11 protein-coding genes and 1 tRNA gene are annotated in these 15,783 nt (G+C 63.1%); 8 read left to right on the forward strand and 4 right to left on the reverse strand.

All coding sequences use genetic code 11. The annotated features are described in order from the left end of the window. Positions 1 to 186: 186 nt before the first annotated feature. On the forward strand, positions 187 to 1,341 hold the full coding sequence (locus NKI54_RS01550; RefSeq protein WP_352568154.1) for a dihydrodipicolinate synthase family protein: 1,155 nt from the start codon (positions 187 to 189) through the stop codon (positions 1,339 to 1,341). A gap of 163 nt (positions 1,342 to 1,504) precedes the next feature. Then, entirely contained in the window at positions 1,505 to 2,467 is a 963-nt protein-coding gene (gene fcl / locus NKI54_RS01555; RefSeq protein ID WP_352568153.1) for a GDP-L-fucose synthase, read from the forward strand. A 66-nt stretch (positions 2,468 to 2,533) separates the two neighbouring features. Here fcl and NKI54_RS01560 read toward each other — a convergent pair. Together NKI54_RS01560 and cpdR are read right to left on the reverse strand one after the other, a co-directional pair. Then, a tRNA-Val gene (locus NKI54_RS01560) sits at positions 2,534 to 2,608 on the reverse strand. Positions 2,609 to 2,712: 104 nt separating this feature from the next. Beyond that, positions 2,713 to 3,075 (reverse strand): cell cycle two-component system response regulator CpdR, encoded by a 363-nt coding sequence (gene cpdR, locus NKI54_RS01565; RefSeq protein WP_006199474.1) that lies wholly within the window; start codon positions 3,073 to 3,075, stop codon positions 2,713 to 2,715. 153 nt (positions 3,076 to 3,228) lie between these two features. Here cpdR and NKI54_RS01570 point away from each other — a divergent pair, with 153 nt between their 5' ends. The 3 genes from NKI54_RS01570 (at position 3,229) to NKI54_RS01580 (ending at position 5,884) form a co-directional block, all read left to right on the forward strand. Continuing rightward, a complete protein-coding gene (locus tag NKI54_RS01570) occupies positions 3,229 to 4,170 on the forward strand; it encodes an N-formylglutamate amidohydrolase (RefSeq protein WP_352488728.1) in 942 nt (313 codons plus the stop codon). A 328-nt stretch (positions 4,171 to 4,498) separates the two neighbouring features. Continuing rightward, positions 4,499 to 5,272, forward strand: coding sequence for a histidinol-phosphatase (hisN, locus tag NKI54_RS01575; protein ID WP_352568152.1), 774 nt, complete (start codon positions 4,499 to 4,501; stop codon positions 5,270 to 5,272). Between the two features lie 102 nt (positions 5,273 to 5,374). Continuing rightward, the gene (locus NKI54_RS01580) at positions 5,375 to 5,884 is read left to right on the forward strand and encodes a DUF1579 domain-containing protein (protein WP_352588141.1); all 510 of its coding nucleotides are present in this window, start codon (positions 5,375 to 5,377) and stop codon (positions 5,882 to 5,884) included. 20 nt (positions 5,885 to 5,904) lie between these two features. Here NKI54_RS01580 and NKI54_RS01585 read toward each other — a convergent pair whose 3' ends face one another. Continuing rightward, the gene (locus tag NKI54_RS01585; protein ID WP_352690486.1) at positions 5,905 to 6,876 is read right to left on the reverse strand and encodes an alpha/beta fold hydrolase; all 972 of its coding nucleotides are present in this window, start codon (positions 6,874 to 6,876) and stop codon (positions 5,905 to 5,907) included. 474 nt (positions 6,877 to 7,350) lie between these two features. Here NKI54_RS01585 and NKI54_RS01590 point away from each other — a divergent pair, with 474 nt between their 5' ends. Beyond that, positions 7,351 to 7,815, forward strand: coding sequence for an Hsp20 family protein (locus NKI54_RS01590; protein WP_023675381.1), 465 nt, complete (start codon positions 7,351 to 7,353; stop codon positions 7,813 to 7,815). 90 nt (positions 7,816 to 7,905) lie between these two features. On the opposite strand, the gene NKI54_RS01595 is transcribed toward NKI54_RS01590, so the two are convergent. Beyond that, on the reverse strand, positions 7,906 to 8,958 hold the full coding sequence (locus NKI54_RS01595) for a threonine aldolase family protein (RefSeq protein WP_352576130.1): 1,053 nt from the start codon (positions 8,956 to 8,958) through the stop codon (positions 7,906 to 7,908). Positions 8,959 to 9,433: 475 nt separating this feature from the next. Here NKI54_RS01595 and gltB point away from each other — a divergent pair, with 475 nt between their 5' ends. Further along, the gene (gene gltB, locus NKI54_RS01600) at positions 9,434 to 14,164 is read left to right on the forward strand and encodes a glutamate synthase large subunit (RefSeq protein ID WP_352576129.1); all 4,731 of its coding nucleotides are present in this window, start codon (positions 9,434 to 9,436) and stop codon (positions 14,162 to 14,164) included. Between the two features lie 143 nt (positions 14,165 to 14,307). Further along, positions 14,308 to 15,762, forward strand: a complete 1,455-nt coding sequence (locus NKI54_RS01605) for a glutamate synthase subunit beta (protein WP_352448228.1) — start codon at positions 14,308 to 14,310, stop codon at positions 15,760 to 15,762. The last annotated feature ends 21 nt before the right edge of the window (positions 15,763 to 15,783 follow it).

Consider the following 15,783-nt stretch of genomic DNA (forward strand, 5'->3'; position numbering starts at 1 on the left):
TGGGGCGCATTTGAGTCAATCGCGTTTTTGCGAACCCGGGAAAAATGCGGCTCGGTGGCGCAATCCTCCGGCAAGCAGGCTTTCGGCTGCTGCGATGCAGCAATTTTTGCTGCACGAGGCAGGGCGGCAAAATATCTTGATTTGTTGGAACGTTCCAGTTAATAGGCGTTGGTAAGGGAGAGAGCCATGGACATCACCTTGCCCGGGGAAGGCGCCGGCCGTGTCCGCTACCGGCTTGTCGGCCAGCCGGTGCAGCCTGTGGCCGGCGCTCGCTTCTCGCGCATCGCCTACGCCGCCGCCCATGTCGTTGCCGATCCCCGCGCCATGACCGATCCGTGGTCGAGGCCCGCGGTCGACTGGGACAAGACGATGGCGTTTCGCCATCACCTCTGGCGGCTTGGCTTCCGTGTCGCCGAAGCGATGGACACCTCTCAGCGCGGCATGGGTTTCGACTGGGCGAATGCCAAGGAATTGATCCGCCGCTCGATCGCCGAGGCGCGCAGCGTCGAAGGCGCCGATCTTGCGTCGGGCGCCGGCACCGACCATCTGGCGCCGGGGGGCGCCAGCAGGCTAGACGATGTCATCGCGGCCTATGAAGAACAGCTCGGCTTCATCGAAGGGCTTGGCGGCAAGGCGATCATGATGGCCAGCCGGGCGCTTGCGGCGGTCGCCAAAGGCCCCGACGACTATATCGGCGTCTACGACCGCATCCTGTCCCAGGCCTCCGGCAAGGTCATCCTGCACTGGCTGGGCGACATGTTCGACCCGGCGCTGAAAGGCTACTGGGGCAGCAGCGACTTCGAAACTGCGCTGGAGACGGTGGTCGCGATCATCGAACGCCATGCCGGCAAGGTCGAAGGCATAAAGATATCGCTGCTCGATGTCGGCAAGGAGATTGCGCTCAGGGACCGGCTGCCCGAGGGCGTGCTGATGTTCACCGGCGACGATTTCAATTACCCCGAGCTGATCGCCGGCGACGGCGACAGACATTCGCACGCGCTGCTCGGCATTTTCGATGCGATCGCGCCGGTCGCCAATGCAGCGCTGGCAAAGCTGGCCGACGGCGACCGCGCCGGCTATGACGCGCTGATGGCGCCGACAGTGCCGCTGTCGCGCAAAATCTTCGAGGTGCCGACCGAATATTACAAGGCCGGCATCGTCTTCATGGCATGGCTGAACGGCCACCAGGAGCATTTTTCGATGATCGGCGGCATGCAATCGGCGCGCGGCATCCGTCACTATTCCGATGTCTTTCGCCTTGCCGACCAGGCAGGGTTGCTGGCCGACCCCGAGCTTGCCATTGCCAGAATGACAAGCCTCTGCGCGGTAGCGGGCGTCTGATCGCGAGCGCTACAGCATCCGATCAAAGGTTGCTTCGGGTGGCTTTGCGATTTGCCTTGTCTGGGCAAATCTGTATGCGGTATGCGTCCGGCAACAGAGAAGCCGATCCGGCGCTCCGCCGGCCAACTGGCAAAAAGCTGCCGTTCTGCATTGGGGTAAGCTGATGACCTTCGACCTTCAGGGCAAGCGCGTTTTCGTGGCCGGACATCGCGGCATGGTCGGCTCGGCCATCCTGCGCCGATTGGCCGACGAGGATTGCGAGGTTATGACCGCCTCGCGCGCCGAGCTCGATCTTCTCGACCAGGCCGGCGTGCGGCGCTGGATGGCCGACCGCAAGCCGGATGCAGTGGTGATGGCGGCGGCCAAGGTCGGCGGTATCCTGGCCAACAACAGGCTTCCCGTCGATTTCCTGCAGGACAATCTCGTCATGCAGAACAATGTCATCGACAGCGCCTTCCGCAACGAGGTGCAGAAGCTGCTGTTTCTCGGTTCATCCTGCATCTATCCCAAATTCGCGGCGCAGCCGATCTCCGAGGACGCCTTGCTGACCGGGCCGCTCGAGCCCACCAACGAATGGTATGCGATCGCCAAGATCGCCGGGCTGAAACTGTGCCAGGCCTATCGGCGCCAGTACGGCGTCGACTACATCTCGGCGATGCCGACCAATCTCTACGGTCCGGGCGACAATTTCGACCTCAATTCCAGCCATGTCGTGCCCGCTCTGATGCGCAAGGCGCACGAGGCCAGGCGCGCCGGCCGCAAGAGCCTGGAGGTGTGGGGATCGGGCACGCCGATGCGTGAATTCCTGCATGTCGACGACGCCGCCGACGCGCTGGTCTGGCTGCTGAAGAATTATTCGGGCGACAGCCACATCAATGTCGGCTCTGGGGAAGACATCACCATTGCCGACCTTGCCCGCACCATCGTGTCGGTCGCCGGCGCCGATGCCGCGATAACGTTCGATGCGACGAAGCCGGACGGCACGCCGCGCAAGCTGATGGACGTGTCGCGTCTGTTCGCCACCGGCTGGCGCCCGCGCTATTCGCTGCGCAGCGGATTGGAACAGACCTATGCGTGGTTTCTGGAGCACGTCGAGAGCGGCGATCTCCGCCTCGGCGCCGCCTGAGGCCGGTATAGGCCGGGAACGTCAGTCGACGAAAAATACCGACGGCCAATTGAGGGATTGTCTGGATGGTGGGCGTGACAGGGATTGAACCTGTGACCCCTGCAATGTCAATGCAGTGCTCTCCCGCTGAGCTACACGCCCATCCGAAGCCGCGCATACACCATTTTTGGTTCTGCACGTCAATAGCGGGAAAGGGGAAAGAATGGCTGGCTTGCGGCGTCGGTCAAGACGCGACAAAAAGCGCGTCAGGCGGCCTGCAGCATCTTTTCGACTTCGTTGACGAGGTCGCGCAGGTGGAACGGCTTCGATAGCACCTTGGCGTCTTTCGGCGCCTTGGAATCAGGGTTCAGCGCGACGGCGGCGAAGCCGGTGATGAACATCACCTTGAGGTCGGGATCGATCTCCGTGGCGCGACGGGCGAGCTCGATGCCATCCATCTCGGGCATGACGATGTCGGTCAAAAGCAGCGAAAAAGGTTCCTCGCGCAGCCGCTCATAGGCACTGGCGCCATTGTCGAAATCGCTGACCTGATAACCGGCGCGCTCCAGCGCCTTGACGAGGAACCGGCGCATGTCGTCGTCGTCTTCCGCCAGCAGAATGCGTGCCATCTTGTCCCGTCCGAATCACCCAACCGACAATGCCGTGCGGCAAGCCCGTTAACCATGCTGTATATGAGGAGGCGACGGTAAACATCAAGTGAACGTTGGGCGCACAATCCTGTTTTGGCTTGCGCTTCGGCGGCTGGACATGCGGGCGGCGAGGTGGCACTTTCCTATCATGATGCATTGGTATTCCCGGGTTCGTTCAAATTGAAAACGGCAGCCGAGGATTTTTCGGTCGTTCCTCCCTTCGAAATCCGATCGGGCGCCGAACAGCGCGTTCCCTTCCTCTTCAACTCGCCGCATAGCGGCCGCTACTATCCGGACCGGTTCATGGCTATGGCCAAGCTGGACCGCAACGCCATCCGCCGCTCAGAGGACTGCTATGTCGAGGAATTGTTCGGCGGCGCCGTCGCGCTCGGGGCGCCGATGCTGGCGGCAAACTTCCCGCGCGCCTATCTCGACGTCAACCGGGAGCCGTGGGAACTCGACCCGCGCATGTTCGCCGAACCGGTGCCGTCATTCTGCAACATCCGCTCGGCGCGGGTGGCCGGCGGGCTCGGCACCGTGCCCAAGCTGGTCGGCGAGGGGCTCGACATCTATTCCGGCCGCTTGCCGCTGGCGGAAGCCGTGGCGCGCATCGAAGCGGTCTACAAGCCCTATCACGAGACGCTGAAACGGCTTTTGACCAGAACCCATGCGCGCTTCGGCTACGCCGTGCTGATTGACTGCCACTCGATGCCGGCAAGCATAAGGGTCGGCGACAGCGGATTGCGGCCGGACTTCATCGTCGGCGACCGCTTTGGCATTTCCGCCGCGGCGGCGTTGACCGAGACGGCGATCGGCCTGCTCACCGGCATGGGCTACAGCGTCGCCCACAACAAGCCCTATGCCGGAGGCTTCATTACCGAGCACTATGGCCGCCCCGTGCGCCATCTGCATGCGCTGCAGATCGAGGTCAATCGCGGGCTCTACATGAATGAGCGGACGTTCCAGAGATCGGCTGGTTTCGACGCCCTGGCCGACGATCTGGCGCGGTTTTCGGCCGAACTGATGGCGATGCCCGATCACAATTTCATGGATCTGCCGCTGGCCGCCGAATAGCCGCGGAATCGCGGTACTCGCCGCTCATGCGGCAGCGTAAAAAAAGACCGCATCGTTTGCACGACACGGTCGAAGTCTAGGGAGGAAACGCCCAAGGAGGGCATGGACAGGAACCCCTGTCCGAGAACAAACGTATTGTGCGCTGCACAAATGTCAAGGCACGTTCCGGCTTTTTTAATTCACTGTGAAGTGGAAATTGCATTTCCATGACGGCGGCGTTGCATTCGAGCAACAGTTGGCACCATGCGAAAGGCTCCGAACGCCTTTGTTTCGGCATAAATCCGTAGGCAAACGGGCATCTCCAAACATGCTGGAGCGGGAGAATCAGTTGGACATCAGCATCGAGTTCATGCGGCGCATTGCGCGTGCCGCCGCAGCCGAGACCTTGCCGCGCTTCCGCAACCAGGGCGCGGTCACCAACAAGGAGCGCGGCAGCTTCGACCCGGTCACCGAGGCCGACCGCGAGGCCGAGCGCGCCATCCGGGCGCTGATATCAGCGCAGTACCCCGATCACGGCATTCTCGGCGAGGAACATGGCGGCGAAAACATCTCCAGCCGGCATGTCTGGGTGATCGATCCGATCGATGGCACGCGCGCCTTTATTTCCGGCCTGCCGGTATGGGGCACGCTGGTCGGGCTGACGGTCGACGGCGATGCCGTCGCCGGCATGATGTCGCAGCCCTTCACCGGCGAGCTGTTCTACGCCAATGCCTCGGGCTCGCATTATGAAGGTCCCGGTGGCCCGCGAAAACTCGCGACGCGCAAGACGACGAATCTCGCCGAGGCGACGCTGTTCACCACCACGCCGGCGCTGTTCAAGGGAGACGCGCGCCTGCGCTACGACCTGTTCGAGCAACAGGTCCAACTCGCCCGCTACGGCACCGACTGCTATGCCTTCGCCATGGTGGCGGCGGGCAGCGTCGATATCGTCGCCGATCCCGGATTGAAGCCCTACGACATCGTCGCGCTGATCCCGATCATCGAGAAGGCGGGCGGCGTCATCACCACTTTCGAAGGCGGACCGGCGGAAAAGGGCGGCGACATTCTGGCAGCGGCGACACCGGAGCTGCACGCGGCAGCAATGGCGGCGCTGCGCGGCTGAGATTGGCCATTGCTGCCCAGGCAAGATCGTTGCCATACCTCCTGACAGGATGATGTCAGTTGGCATGCGCTATGGAACGCTGTCAGCCGGGGAGGACCATAGATGCCGACGCAGCCAGCAGCCAGCCATTCCGATGCTCCGGCGGACGGGCGGAGCGATTTCGATTTCTTTTTCGGGCGCTGGACCGTCGGCCATCGAAGATTGCAGAAGCGGCTGCAGGGCGACGGCAACTGGGATGTGTTTGGCGGCACGTGCGAGGTGCGGCCGATCCTTGGCGGCCTCGGCAATGTCGACGACAATTGGATTGAATTGCCCGGCGGGCCCTATCGCGCCGCCACCTTGCGGACCTTCGACCCTGCGGCGAGGCAATGGTCGATCTGGTGGATCGACGGCCGCAATCCGTCGACCATCGATGTTCCGATGCGCGGCACTTTCGTGGCGGGCGTCGGCACGTTCCTGTGCGAAGACGTCTTCGACGGCCAGCCGATCCAGGTCCGCTTCCTGTGGTCGCGGATCACGGACGGGTCGGCGCGCTGGGAGCAGGCCTTTTCGCCGGACGGCGGCAAGGCATGGGAGACCAACTGGATCATGGATTTCGCCCGCACGAGCTGAAGCCGGACAAGGTATGTGGCTCAGACGTCACCGGTTCCGGGGATGAAGGCATCGAATGCGGCTAGCAACTGCTCGCGATAGAGATCGGCTTCCTGCAGGATCTCATGGCGGGCGCCGTCGATCATCACTAGCGAGCCGACGCGCAGACGTCTCGCATAGGCCTCGACTGCCCTGGTCGAGACGACCTGGTCGGCGCCGGCGGCGATCATCAGCAAGGGCACGTGGATCTTGGCCATGAAATCCGGGTCGCTGACGATCAAGGACGCCTCCGTCGCCGCCTTCAGCCAGCGGATCGTCGGTCCGCCGAGCGCCAGCTGCGGATAGGTTTCGTAGATCAGCGTATTCAGCCGATAGCGTTCCGGGTCGCTGGTCAGCTTGTTTATGGCGAAGGGCACCGATTCCTTGGGCCGCGGCCCCCATGCGGCATAGAGTCGGCCAAGGCCGAGAAGGCAGAACAGCGAACAGATGCGGCGGACGGTTTTTACCGAAACCGGCAGGTCCGGCACGGTGAAGAACGGTGCGATCAGCACCATGCGGCGCACGCGGTTCGCCATCGAGGGCGCGGCGAGCAGCGCAATCACCGCGCCGGCCGAGTGGGCCAGTATGTAGTAGGGTCCTCGGCAATCGGGCAGCACGATCTCCTCGAAGAACTGCTCCAGATCGCCGGTGTAGTCGAAGAAGCTCCGGACGAAGCCGCGCTGTCGGTCGCCGATCAGCCGGTCGGAAGCGCCCTGGCCGCGCCAGTCGAGGGTTGCCACGCCAAAGCCCCGGTCGGTAAGGTTGCGAATGGTCTCGAAATACTTCTCGATGCACTCGTTGCGGCCGGTCAGGACAACGACGGTGCCCTTCATCGGGCGGGCAACCGCGGCAAACAGCCCATAGCGGATCTTCTTGCCGTCGCGCGTGGTGAAGAAGCCGCCGGCCGTGTTTTCCGGCAGCGGATTGCCCGGAGTTTCGTGGAAGAGAGGGGGCTGGTGGAGAAGATCGGTCATACGGTGTTTGGTTGGTGTCGGTGCCGGCGTGGGCGCAAGTCAGGCATAAACGCCCATGCGCCAAAAGCAAAAGGAATTCGGGACGCCGGGGAGGTCGACCCAGGCAGCGAACAAGTAAGGCCGGAAGCAGCCTTGGCGTGCTTCCGGCCTCTGTCGACCGGGAGGAAGGGACGTTACACCCGGTTCGGCCTCGTCGTGTCGCCTTTTCCGGCGACCTGTTCGTGATCTCGAGAACAGTTTTAGTGCCGCCTGGCTGAACGCTCGCCGAAGCCACGGTTCATCTGCCGTTCATCGGCATCGGGACGTGGGCCGGGACCGGTTCCGTTCGGACGCGGGAAAATCTTGAAATGCCGTCGCCGGCTTCCCAAATTTGTCATGCGGTCGCCAATGTCGGGGCCACTGGTCCATCCGGAACGCCGTCACGGGTTTCGCACCGGCCATACGCAACCTTGTTGCTCAACAGGAGAACACACCATGCGTCACGTTGATTTTTCCCCGCTCTACCGTTCGACCGTCGGTTTTGACCGGCTGTTCACCATGCTCGATTCGCTTGCGCAGCCGGAAGGCCAGACGTACCCGCCTTACAACATCGAGCGCACGGGCGAGGATGCCTATCGCATCTCGATGGCTGTGGCCGGCTTCTCGGAAGATGAGATTTCGATCGAAGCTCACCGCAATGTGCTGACCGTCAAGGGTGAGCGCAAGGAGGAAGGCAATGGCGAAGGCTCCGAACTGCTCTATCGCGGTATCGCCAGCCGAGCCTTCGAGCGCCGCTTCCAGCTTGCCGATCACGTCGAGGTTGTCGGCGCCGCGCTGAAGAACGGCCTGCTCTTCGTCGACCTCAAGCGCAACATCCCCGAAGAGCTGAAGCCGCGCAAGATCGCGATCACCTCGGCTCCGGCCAAGGCCAAGCAGATCGAGGCCAAGACTGCCGCCTAAGCCAGGCAGCTAAACTCCGGGACGCCAACTCCCCGGGAAGAAAGGGCGGTGCAGCAATGCGCCGCTCTTTTTGCTGGTGGGCAAGGCTTGCTATCCGGCGAGCAGGTAGCCGAAACGGTCGACCTCGTCGGGCGTGGTCGCGAAGCTGGTGACAAAGCGATAGAGCGCTTCGTCTTCGCCAATGTAGCTGTCGTAGCCGAGCGGCCTGTGCCAGTCGTGGAAGGCCGCCCCTGCCGCTTGCATTCTTTCGGCCTCGGCCTTTTTCATGACTGCGAAGACCTCGTTCGCCTGCGGCAGCCAGGCCAGCCGGGCCGAAGGGGAATCTTCTATCGCCGCGGCAAGCCGTGCCGCCATCGCATTGGCGTGCCGTGCTGTGTCGAGCCATAGCCCACCCCTGAAATAAGCATCGAATTGCGCGGCGATGAAGCGCGATTTCGAGAACAGCTGGGCCGCGCGCTTGCGCAAAAAGGCCAATTCCTTGGCTCGCTCGAGGTCGAACAGCACGATCGCCTCGGCGCACCAACAGCCATTCTTGGTGCCGCCAAAGGAGAGGATGTCGACACCGTGCTTCCAGGTCATTTCGGCCGGCGTCGTTTCCAGCGCGACGAGCGCATTGGCAAAGCGGGCCCCATCCATGTGCAGCGGCAGTCCATGCTGCTTTGCGATCGCCGAAATCCTGGCGATTTCGTTCAGCGTGTAGACGGTGCCGACTTCGGTCGACTGGGTGATCGAAACGGCAACCGGCCGCCCGGAATGGACGTTTTCGGGTGCGAAACGGTCCACCGCCCGTTCCAGATTGCCGGCATCGATCCTGCCGAGTGCGCCTTCGACTGTATAAAGCCGCGAACCGCCGGTGAAATATTCCGGTGCACCGCATTCGTCCTCGATGACGTGCGATTCGCGATGGCAGAAGGAAATGCCGCCTGGCTTGTTATAGGTAGTCAGCGACAGCGAATTGGCAGCGGTGCCGGTGGCGACGAAAAACACCGCGACCTCGCATTCGAAGATTTCATTGAAGCGCTGGTAAACGGCCTTGTCGAGGGCACCGTCGCCATAGGCGGTGGAGAAGCCGTCGGCATGGCCCGACAGGCCGGCAGCGATACGGGGATGGGCGCCTGCCCAATTGTCGGAAGCGAAAATCATGCGTCTGCCTATGCTGGGGAAATCGATGCGAGCTTGGCCGCTTTCGCATGTCGGCCGCAAGTGGCAGATGCCGAAAATCCGCTAAAGCCAGCGAAACGCATGAGCGTAGATGCGGCGACTGAAGGCTACGCTGACACGGCGTTCCGCGCAATTTTCTGTCGCGAAAGCCTCAAGAATTTTGTGAATCGGTCTTGTGTGCATCCAAAATTTCTGTCATAAAAATTTAGGACAGTAGTGCTGTCTTATTTTGTCGCACAAAACTGGCCGCATTGGCATATGATTGCGCCTCTGCGGCATTGCCGCGAGCGACAGCTAGACAGCCTGGCTCCGGCCTGTACGAATACCATATGCGAACCATGCGGAAAGCCGCACGGTCGGCAAGAACTTCGCAAGACGTGCCGCAAGATTGAAAGGGGAGCCACGCGCTTCCCGACGGAAACCAGCGCCCGAAGGGGACGGAACGGAGGACAGGACGATGACGGACATGACGCCATCTGCGACGAAGGCCGCGCAGACGAAAGCGGCAGCCGTCAAAAATCCGTCCCTGACCAATATTGGGCGAACCAGCACCGGCTATGCCGCGCACGGCCTCTATGATCCGCGCAACGAGCATGATGCCTGCGGCGTTGGCTTCATCGTCAACATGAAGGGCGGCAAGTCGCATCAAATCGTCGAGGACGGCCTTGCCGTGCTCGAAAACCTGACGCATCGCGGCGCCGTCGGCGCGGATCCGCTGATGGGCGACGGCGCCGGCGTGCTGGTGCAGCTGCCGGACCGCTTCTTCCGCGAGGAGATGGCCAAGCAAGGGGTCGAACTGCCGAAGCCCGGCCACTATGCCGTCGGCCATGTGTTCATGCCGCGCGACCCGGAGCTGCAGGCGCATATCGAAGGCATCATCGCCGAGGTGGCGCAACTCGAGGGCCAGCCGCTGCTCGGCTTTCGCGACGTGCCGGTCGATAATTCGTCGCTGTCCAAGGCGCCCGACATCGCCGCTTCCGAGCCGGTGCACCGACAGGTATTCCTGGGCCGCGGCGCCGAGATCGAGAACGACGACGATTACGAGCGGCGGCTCTACATCCTGCGCAAGGTCATTTCCGGCCGTATCCACGAAGAGACCAAAGGCGTCGACAACGGCTTCTATGTCGTCTCGATGTCGTCGCGGACCATCGTCTACAAGGGCATGTTCCTGGCCTATCAGGTCGGCGCCTACTACAAGGACCTCACCGACCCGCGTTTCGAGACGGCGCTGATCCTGGTCCACCAGCGCTTCTCGACCAACACGTTCCCGTCGTGGAAGCTGGCGCATCCCTACCGCATGGTCGCCCACAATGGCGAGATCAATACGCTGCGCGGCAACGTCAACTGGATGGCGGCGCGGCAGGCCTCGGTCGATTCCGAACTGTTCGGCAACGACATCTCGAAGCTGTGGCCGATCTCCTATGAAGGGCAGTCCGACACCGCCTGCTTCGACAATGCACTCGAATTCCTGACGCAGGGCGGCTATTCGCTCGCCCACGCCATGATGATGCTGATCCCGGAAGCCTGGGCCGGCAACAAGCTGATGGGTCAGGACCGCAAGGCCTTCTACGAGTATCACGCAGCCCTGATGGAGCCGTGGGACGGGCCAGCGGCGGTTGCCTTCACCGACGGCCGCCAGATCGGTGCCACGCTCGACCGCAACGGGCTGCGGCCGGCGCGCTACATCGTCACCGACGACGACCGCGTCATCATGGCCTCGGAAGCCGGCGTGCTGCCGGTGCCGGAGGAAAGGATCGTCAAGAAGTGGCGGCTGCAGCCCGGCCGCATGCTGCTGATCGACCTGGACAAGGGCCGCATCGTTTCCGACGAGGAGATCAAGTCGGAGATCGCGACCAGGCACCCCTACAAGAGCTGGCTCGCCAACACACAGCTCATCCTCGAGGATCTGAACCCGGTCGAGCCGCGCGCCCTGCGCAGGGATGTCTCACTGCTCGACCGCCAGCAGGCGTTTGGCTACACCCAGGAGGACACCAAGCTGTTGATGTCGCCGATGGCGACCACCGGCCAGGAAGCGGTCGGCTCGATGGGTACCGACACGCCGATTTCGGCAATGTCGGACAGATCAAAGCTGCTCTACACCTATTTCAAGCAGAATTTCGCACAGGTCACCAATCCGCCGATCGACCCGATCCGCGAGGAGCTGGTGATGAGCCTGGTGTCCTTCATCGGGCCGCGGCCCAACATCTTCGATCTTGTCGGCAATTCGCGCCGCAAGCGGCTCGAAGTGCGCCAACCGATCCTGACCAATGGCGATCTGGAGAAGCTGCGCTCCGTCGGCCACACCGAAGACCGTTTCGACACCAAGACGATCGACATCACTTACGGTTCGAATGAAGGCGCGGCCGGCATGCAGGGCGCCATCGACCGGCTATGCGAGCGCGCCGAGGCGGCGGTCGCCGGCGGCTACAATATCATCATCCTGTCGGACCGTCAGCTCGGCCCGGACCGCATCGCCATTCCGGCACTGCTGGCGACTGCGGCCGTGCACCATCATTTGATCCGCAAGGGATTGCGCACGTCGGTTGGGCTCGTCGTGGAATCCGGCGAGCCGCGCGAGGTGCATCATTTCTGCTGTCTCGCCGGCTACGGCGCCGAGGCGATCAATCCCTATCTCGCTTTCGACACGCTGCTCGACATGCACAAGCGTGGCGAATTGCCGGCGGAGGTCGATGCCTACGAAGTCGTCTCCCGTTACATCAAGTCGATCGGCAAGGGCATCCTGAAGGTGATGTCCAAGATGGGCATCTCCACTTACCAGTCCTATTGCGGCGCGCAGATATTCGACGCCATCGGGCTCAAGTCGGACTTCGTGCAGAAGTACTTCACCGGCACGGCGACGCTGATCGAAGGCGTCGGGCTGGACGAGATCGCCGCCGAAACGGTCAGCCGCCACACCGACGGCTTCGGCAACGACCCGGTGCTGCGCAACAGCCTCGAGGTCGGCGGCGAATACATGTTCCGCATGCGCGGCGAGGCCCATATCTGGTCGCCCGACGCAGTGGCGACCTTGCAGCACGCCGTGCGCCAAGGCTCGTGGGAGACGTTCAAGGACTATTCCGCCCAGATCGACAGCGAGACGGCGCAGGCGCAGACCATTCGCGGCCTGTTCAAGATCAAGCTTGCGCAAGAGACCGGGCGTAAGAAGGTCAAGCTCGACGAGGTGATGCCGGCGGCCGATATCGTCAAGCGCTTCTCGACCGGGGCGATGTCCTTCGGCTCGATCTCCAGGGAAGCGCACACGACACTGGCGCGCGCCATGAACGCCATCGGCGGCAAGTCGAACACCGGCGAGGGCGGCGAAGAGGCCGACCGCTATCTGCCACTGCCGGGCGGCGGCAAGAACCCCGAACGCTCGGCAATCAAGCAGGTCGCTTCGGGACGCTTTGGCGTCACGGCGGAGTATCTGGTCAATTCCGACATGATGCAGATCAAGGTCGCGCAAGGGGCGAAGCCCGGCGAGGGCGGCCAGCTGCCGGGCCACAAGGTCGATGCGACCATCGCCAAGGTCAGGCATTCGACGCCGGGCGTCGGCCTGATCTCGCCGCCGCCGCATCATGACATCTATTCGATCGAGGATCTGGCGCAGCTCATCTACGACCTGAAGAACGTCAATCCGGCGGCCGACGTATCGGTCAAGTTGGTCTCGGAAGTCGGCGTCGGCACGGTTGCGGCCGGCGTCGCCAAGGCGCGTGCCGACCACATCACCATATCAGGCTATGACGGCGGCACCGGTGCCTCGCCGCTGACCTCGCTCAAGCATGCCGGCAGCCCATGGGAGATGGGCCTTGCCGAGACGCACCAGACGCTGGTGCTCAACGGCCTCAGGTCGCGCGTCGCGCTGCAGGTCGATGGCGGCCTGCGCACCGGGCGTGACGTCATTATCGGCGCACTGCTCGGCGCCGACGAGTTCGGCTTTTCGACCGCGCCGTTGATCGCGGCCGGCTGCATCATGATGCGCAAGTGCCATCTCAACACCTGCCCCGTCGGCGTCGCGACACAGGACCCGGTGCTGCGCAAGCGCTTCAAGGGCACGCCCGAGCACGTCATCAACTTCTTCTTCTATGTGGCGGAAGAGGTGCGGGCGCTGCTTGCCGAGATGGGCTACACCCATCTCGACCAGATCATCGGCGACACCGACCTTCTGGAAAAGCGCGAGCTGATCCAGCACTGGAAGGCACGCGGGCTCGACTTCAGCAAGATGTTCTACAAGCCCGATGCGCCGCACGAGGCGGTGCACTGGACCGAGCGGCAGAAGCATCCGATCGACGACGTGCTCGACCGCAAGCTGATCGAACTCGCAAAGCCGGCGCTCGAAGCCAGGCAGCCGGTCAGTATCGAACTGCCGATTCGCAACGTCGACCGTTCGACCGGCGCCATGCTGTCGGGCGAGGTGGCAAAGCGCTTCAAGCACAAGGGCCTGCGCGAGGACACGATCTCGGTCAAGCTCACCGGCACGGCCGGCCAGTCCTTTGGCGCCTTCCTGGCGCGCGGTGTCTCGTTCGAACTGGTGGGCGCTGCCAACGACTATGTCGGCAAGGGCCTGTCGGGTGGCCGCATTGTCATCCGCCCGCCGGAGAACACGAAAATCGTTGCTGCCGAGTCCATTATTGTCGGCAATACCGTGCTCTACGGCGCAACCGAGGGCGAGGCCTATTTCTGCGGCGTTGCCGGCGAGCGTTTTGCCGTGCGCAATTCGGGTGTCGCCGCCGTCGTTGAAGGCGTCGGCGACCATGGTTGCGAATACATGACCGGCGGTATCGTCGTCGTCATCGGCCAGACCGGCCGCAACTTCGCCGCCGGCATGTCGGGGGGCGTCGCCTATGTGCTCGACGAGGCGGGTGATTTCGCCGAACGCTGCAACATGGCGATGGTCGAGCTGGAGCCGGTTCCGGAAGAGGACGACCTGATGGAAAAGCTGCTCCACCATGGCGGCGATCTCGACCATAAGGGCCGTGTCGACGTATCCGGCGATATGACCAGCCATGACGAGGAGCGGCTCTACCAGCTGATCTCCAACCACGTCCACTACACCGGCTCGGTACGAGGTCGCGAAATCCTCGACGACTGGGCGACTTTCCGGCCGAAATTCCGGAAGATCATGCCGGTCGAATACCGCCGCGCGCTGATCGAGATGGAGCGGATGCGCATGAACGTGGCGGCGGAATAGATTTGGAAATTGCCGGGAGGCCGTGCGTCCCGGCAACCCTCTTCATCAACAATCCTGACCTCGGACTGAAGGTTGCCACAGCTGCCTTATGAGGTTAACGGGTGCGTCGCCAGGCGTGCCTTCCGGACAGTAGGGACTGGACTATGGGCAAGGTAACAGGGTTTCTCGAGATCGACCGGCAGGTGCACAAGTACCAGCCGGCTTCCGACCGCATCCGGCATTTCCGCGAGTTCACGCTGCCGATGTCGGACAAGGAGGTCGAGAAACAGGCCGCGCGGTGCATGGATTGCGGCATTCCGTATTGCCATGGACCGACCGGCTGCCCGATCCACAACCAGATCCCGGACTGGAACGACCTCGTCTACAATGGCGACTGGGAAAACGCGATCCGCAACCTGCATTCGACCAACAATTTTCCGGAATTTACCGGCCGCATCTGCCCCGCACCTTGCGAGGAAGCCTGCACGCTGAACCTCGAGGATATTCCGGTCGCCATCAAGACGATCGAGCAGGCGATTGCCGACAAAGCCTATGAAACCGGCCATATCCGGCCCTATCCGCCGGAACGGAAGACCGGCAAGCGCGTCGCGATCATCGGCTCGGGGCCGGCAGGCATGGCGGCTGCCCAGCAACTCGGCCGCGCAGGCCATGACGTTCACGTCTATGAGCGCGAGAGCCGGCCGGGCGGGCTGATGCGCTACGGCATCCCCGATTTCAAGATCGAGAAGCATTATATCGACCGGCGCATCGAGCAGATGCAGGGCGAAGGTGTCAGCTTCCATTGCGGCGTCAATGTCGGCGTCGACAAGCCGGTCGCCGAACTGCTCGCCGAATATGATGCCGTGCTCTATTGCGGCGGTTCCGAAACGCCGCGCCCGGCCAACATCCCGGGCGACGATCTCGACGGCGTGCACGACGCCATGCCCTATCTGGTGCAGCAGAACAAGCGTATCGGCGGCGAGCCGATCCAGTCGGTCGCATGGCCGTCGCGCCCGATCGTCGCCGGCGGCCAGCATGTCGTCGTCGTCGGCGGCGGCGACACTGCCTCAGACTGCGTCGGCACCGCCTTCCGCCAGGGCGCGGTGCGCGTCACCCAGCTCGACATCCGGCCGCAGCCGCCGGAAAAGGAAGACAAGCTGTCGGTCTGGCCCTACTGGGCGACCAAGATGCGCACGTCATCGTCGCAGGCCGAAGGCGCCGAGCGCGAATTCCAGGTGGCGACGCTTGAATTCATCGGCGAGGACGGCCAGCTGACCGGGGTCAAATGCTGCGAGGTCGACGAAAAGCGCAAGCCAATCGCCGGCACCGAATTCGTCATCCGCGCCGATCTCGCGTTCATCGCCATCGGCTTTGCCGGGCCAGCCGCTCGCGGGCCGGTCTCGGAACTCGACGGGCAGATGAAGATCGTCACCGACAGCCGCCGTTCGAAGAATGTCGAGGCCAATGACCGGGACTACAGGACCAGCGTCGAAAGGCTCTATGCGGCGGGCGACGTGCGGCGCGGCCAGTCGCTGGTCGTCTGGGCGATCCGCGAGGGCCGCCAGGCGGCGCGCGCCATCGACGAGGCGCTGATGGGATCGAGCGTGCTGCCGCGCTGAGCCCGTTCCGAAGAGGTTCTG

Source organism: Mesorhizobium sp. M0663 (assembly GCF_040320585.1).
GTDB lineage: Bacteria > Pseudomonadota > Alphaproteobacteria > Rhizobiales > Rhizobiaceae > Mesorhizobium.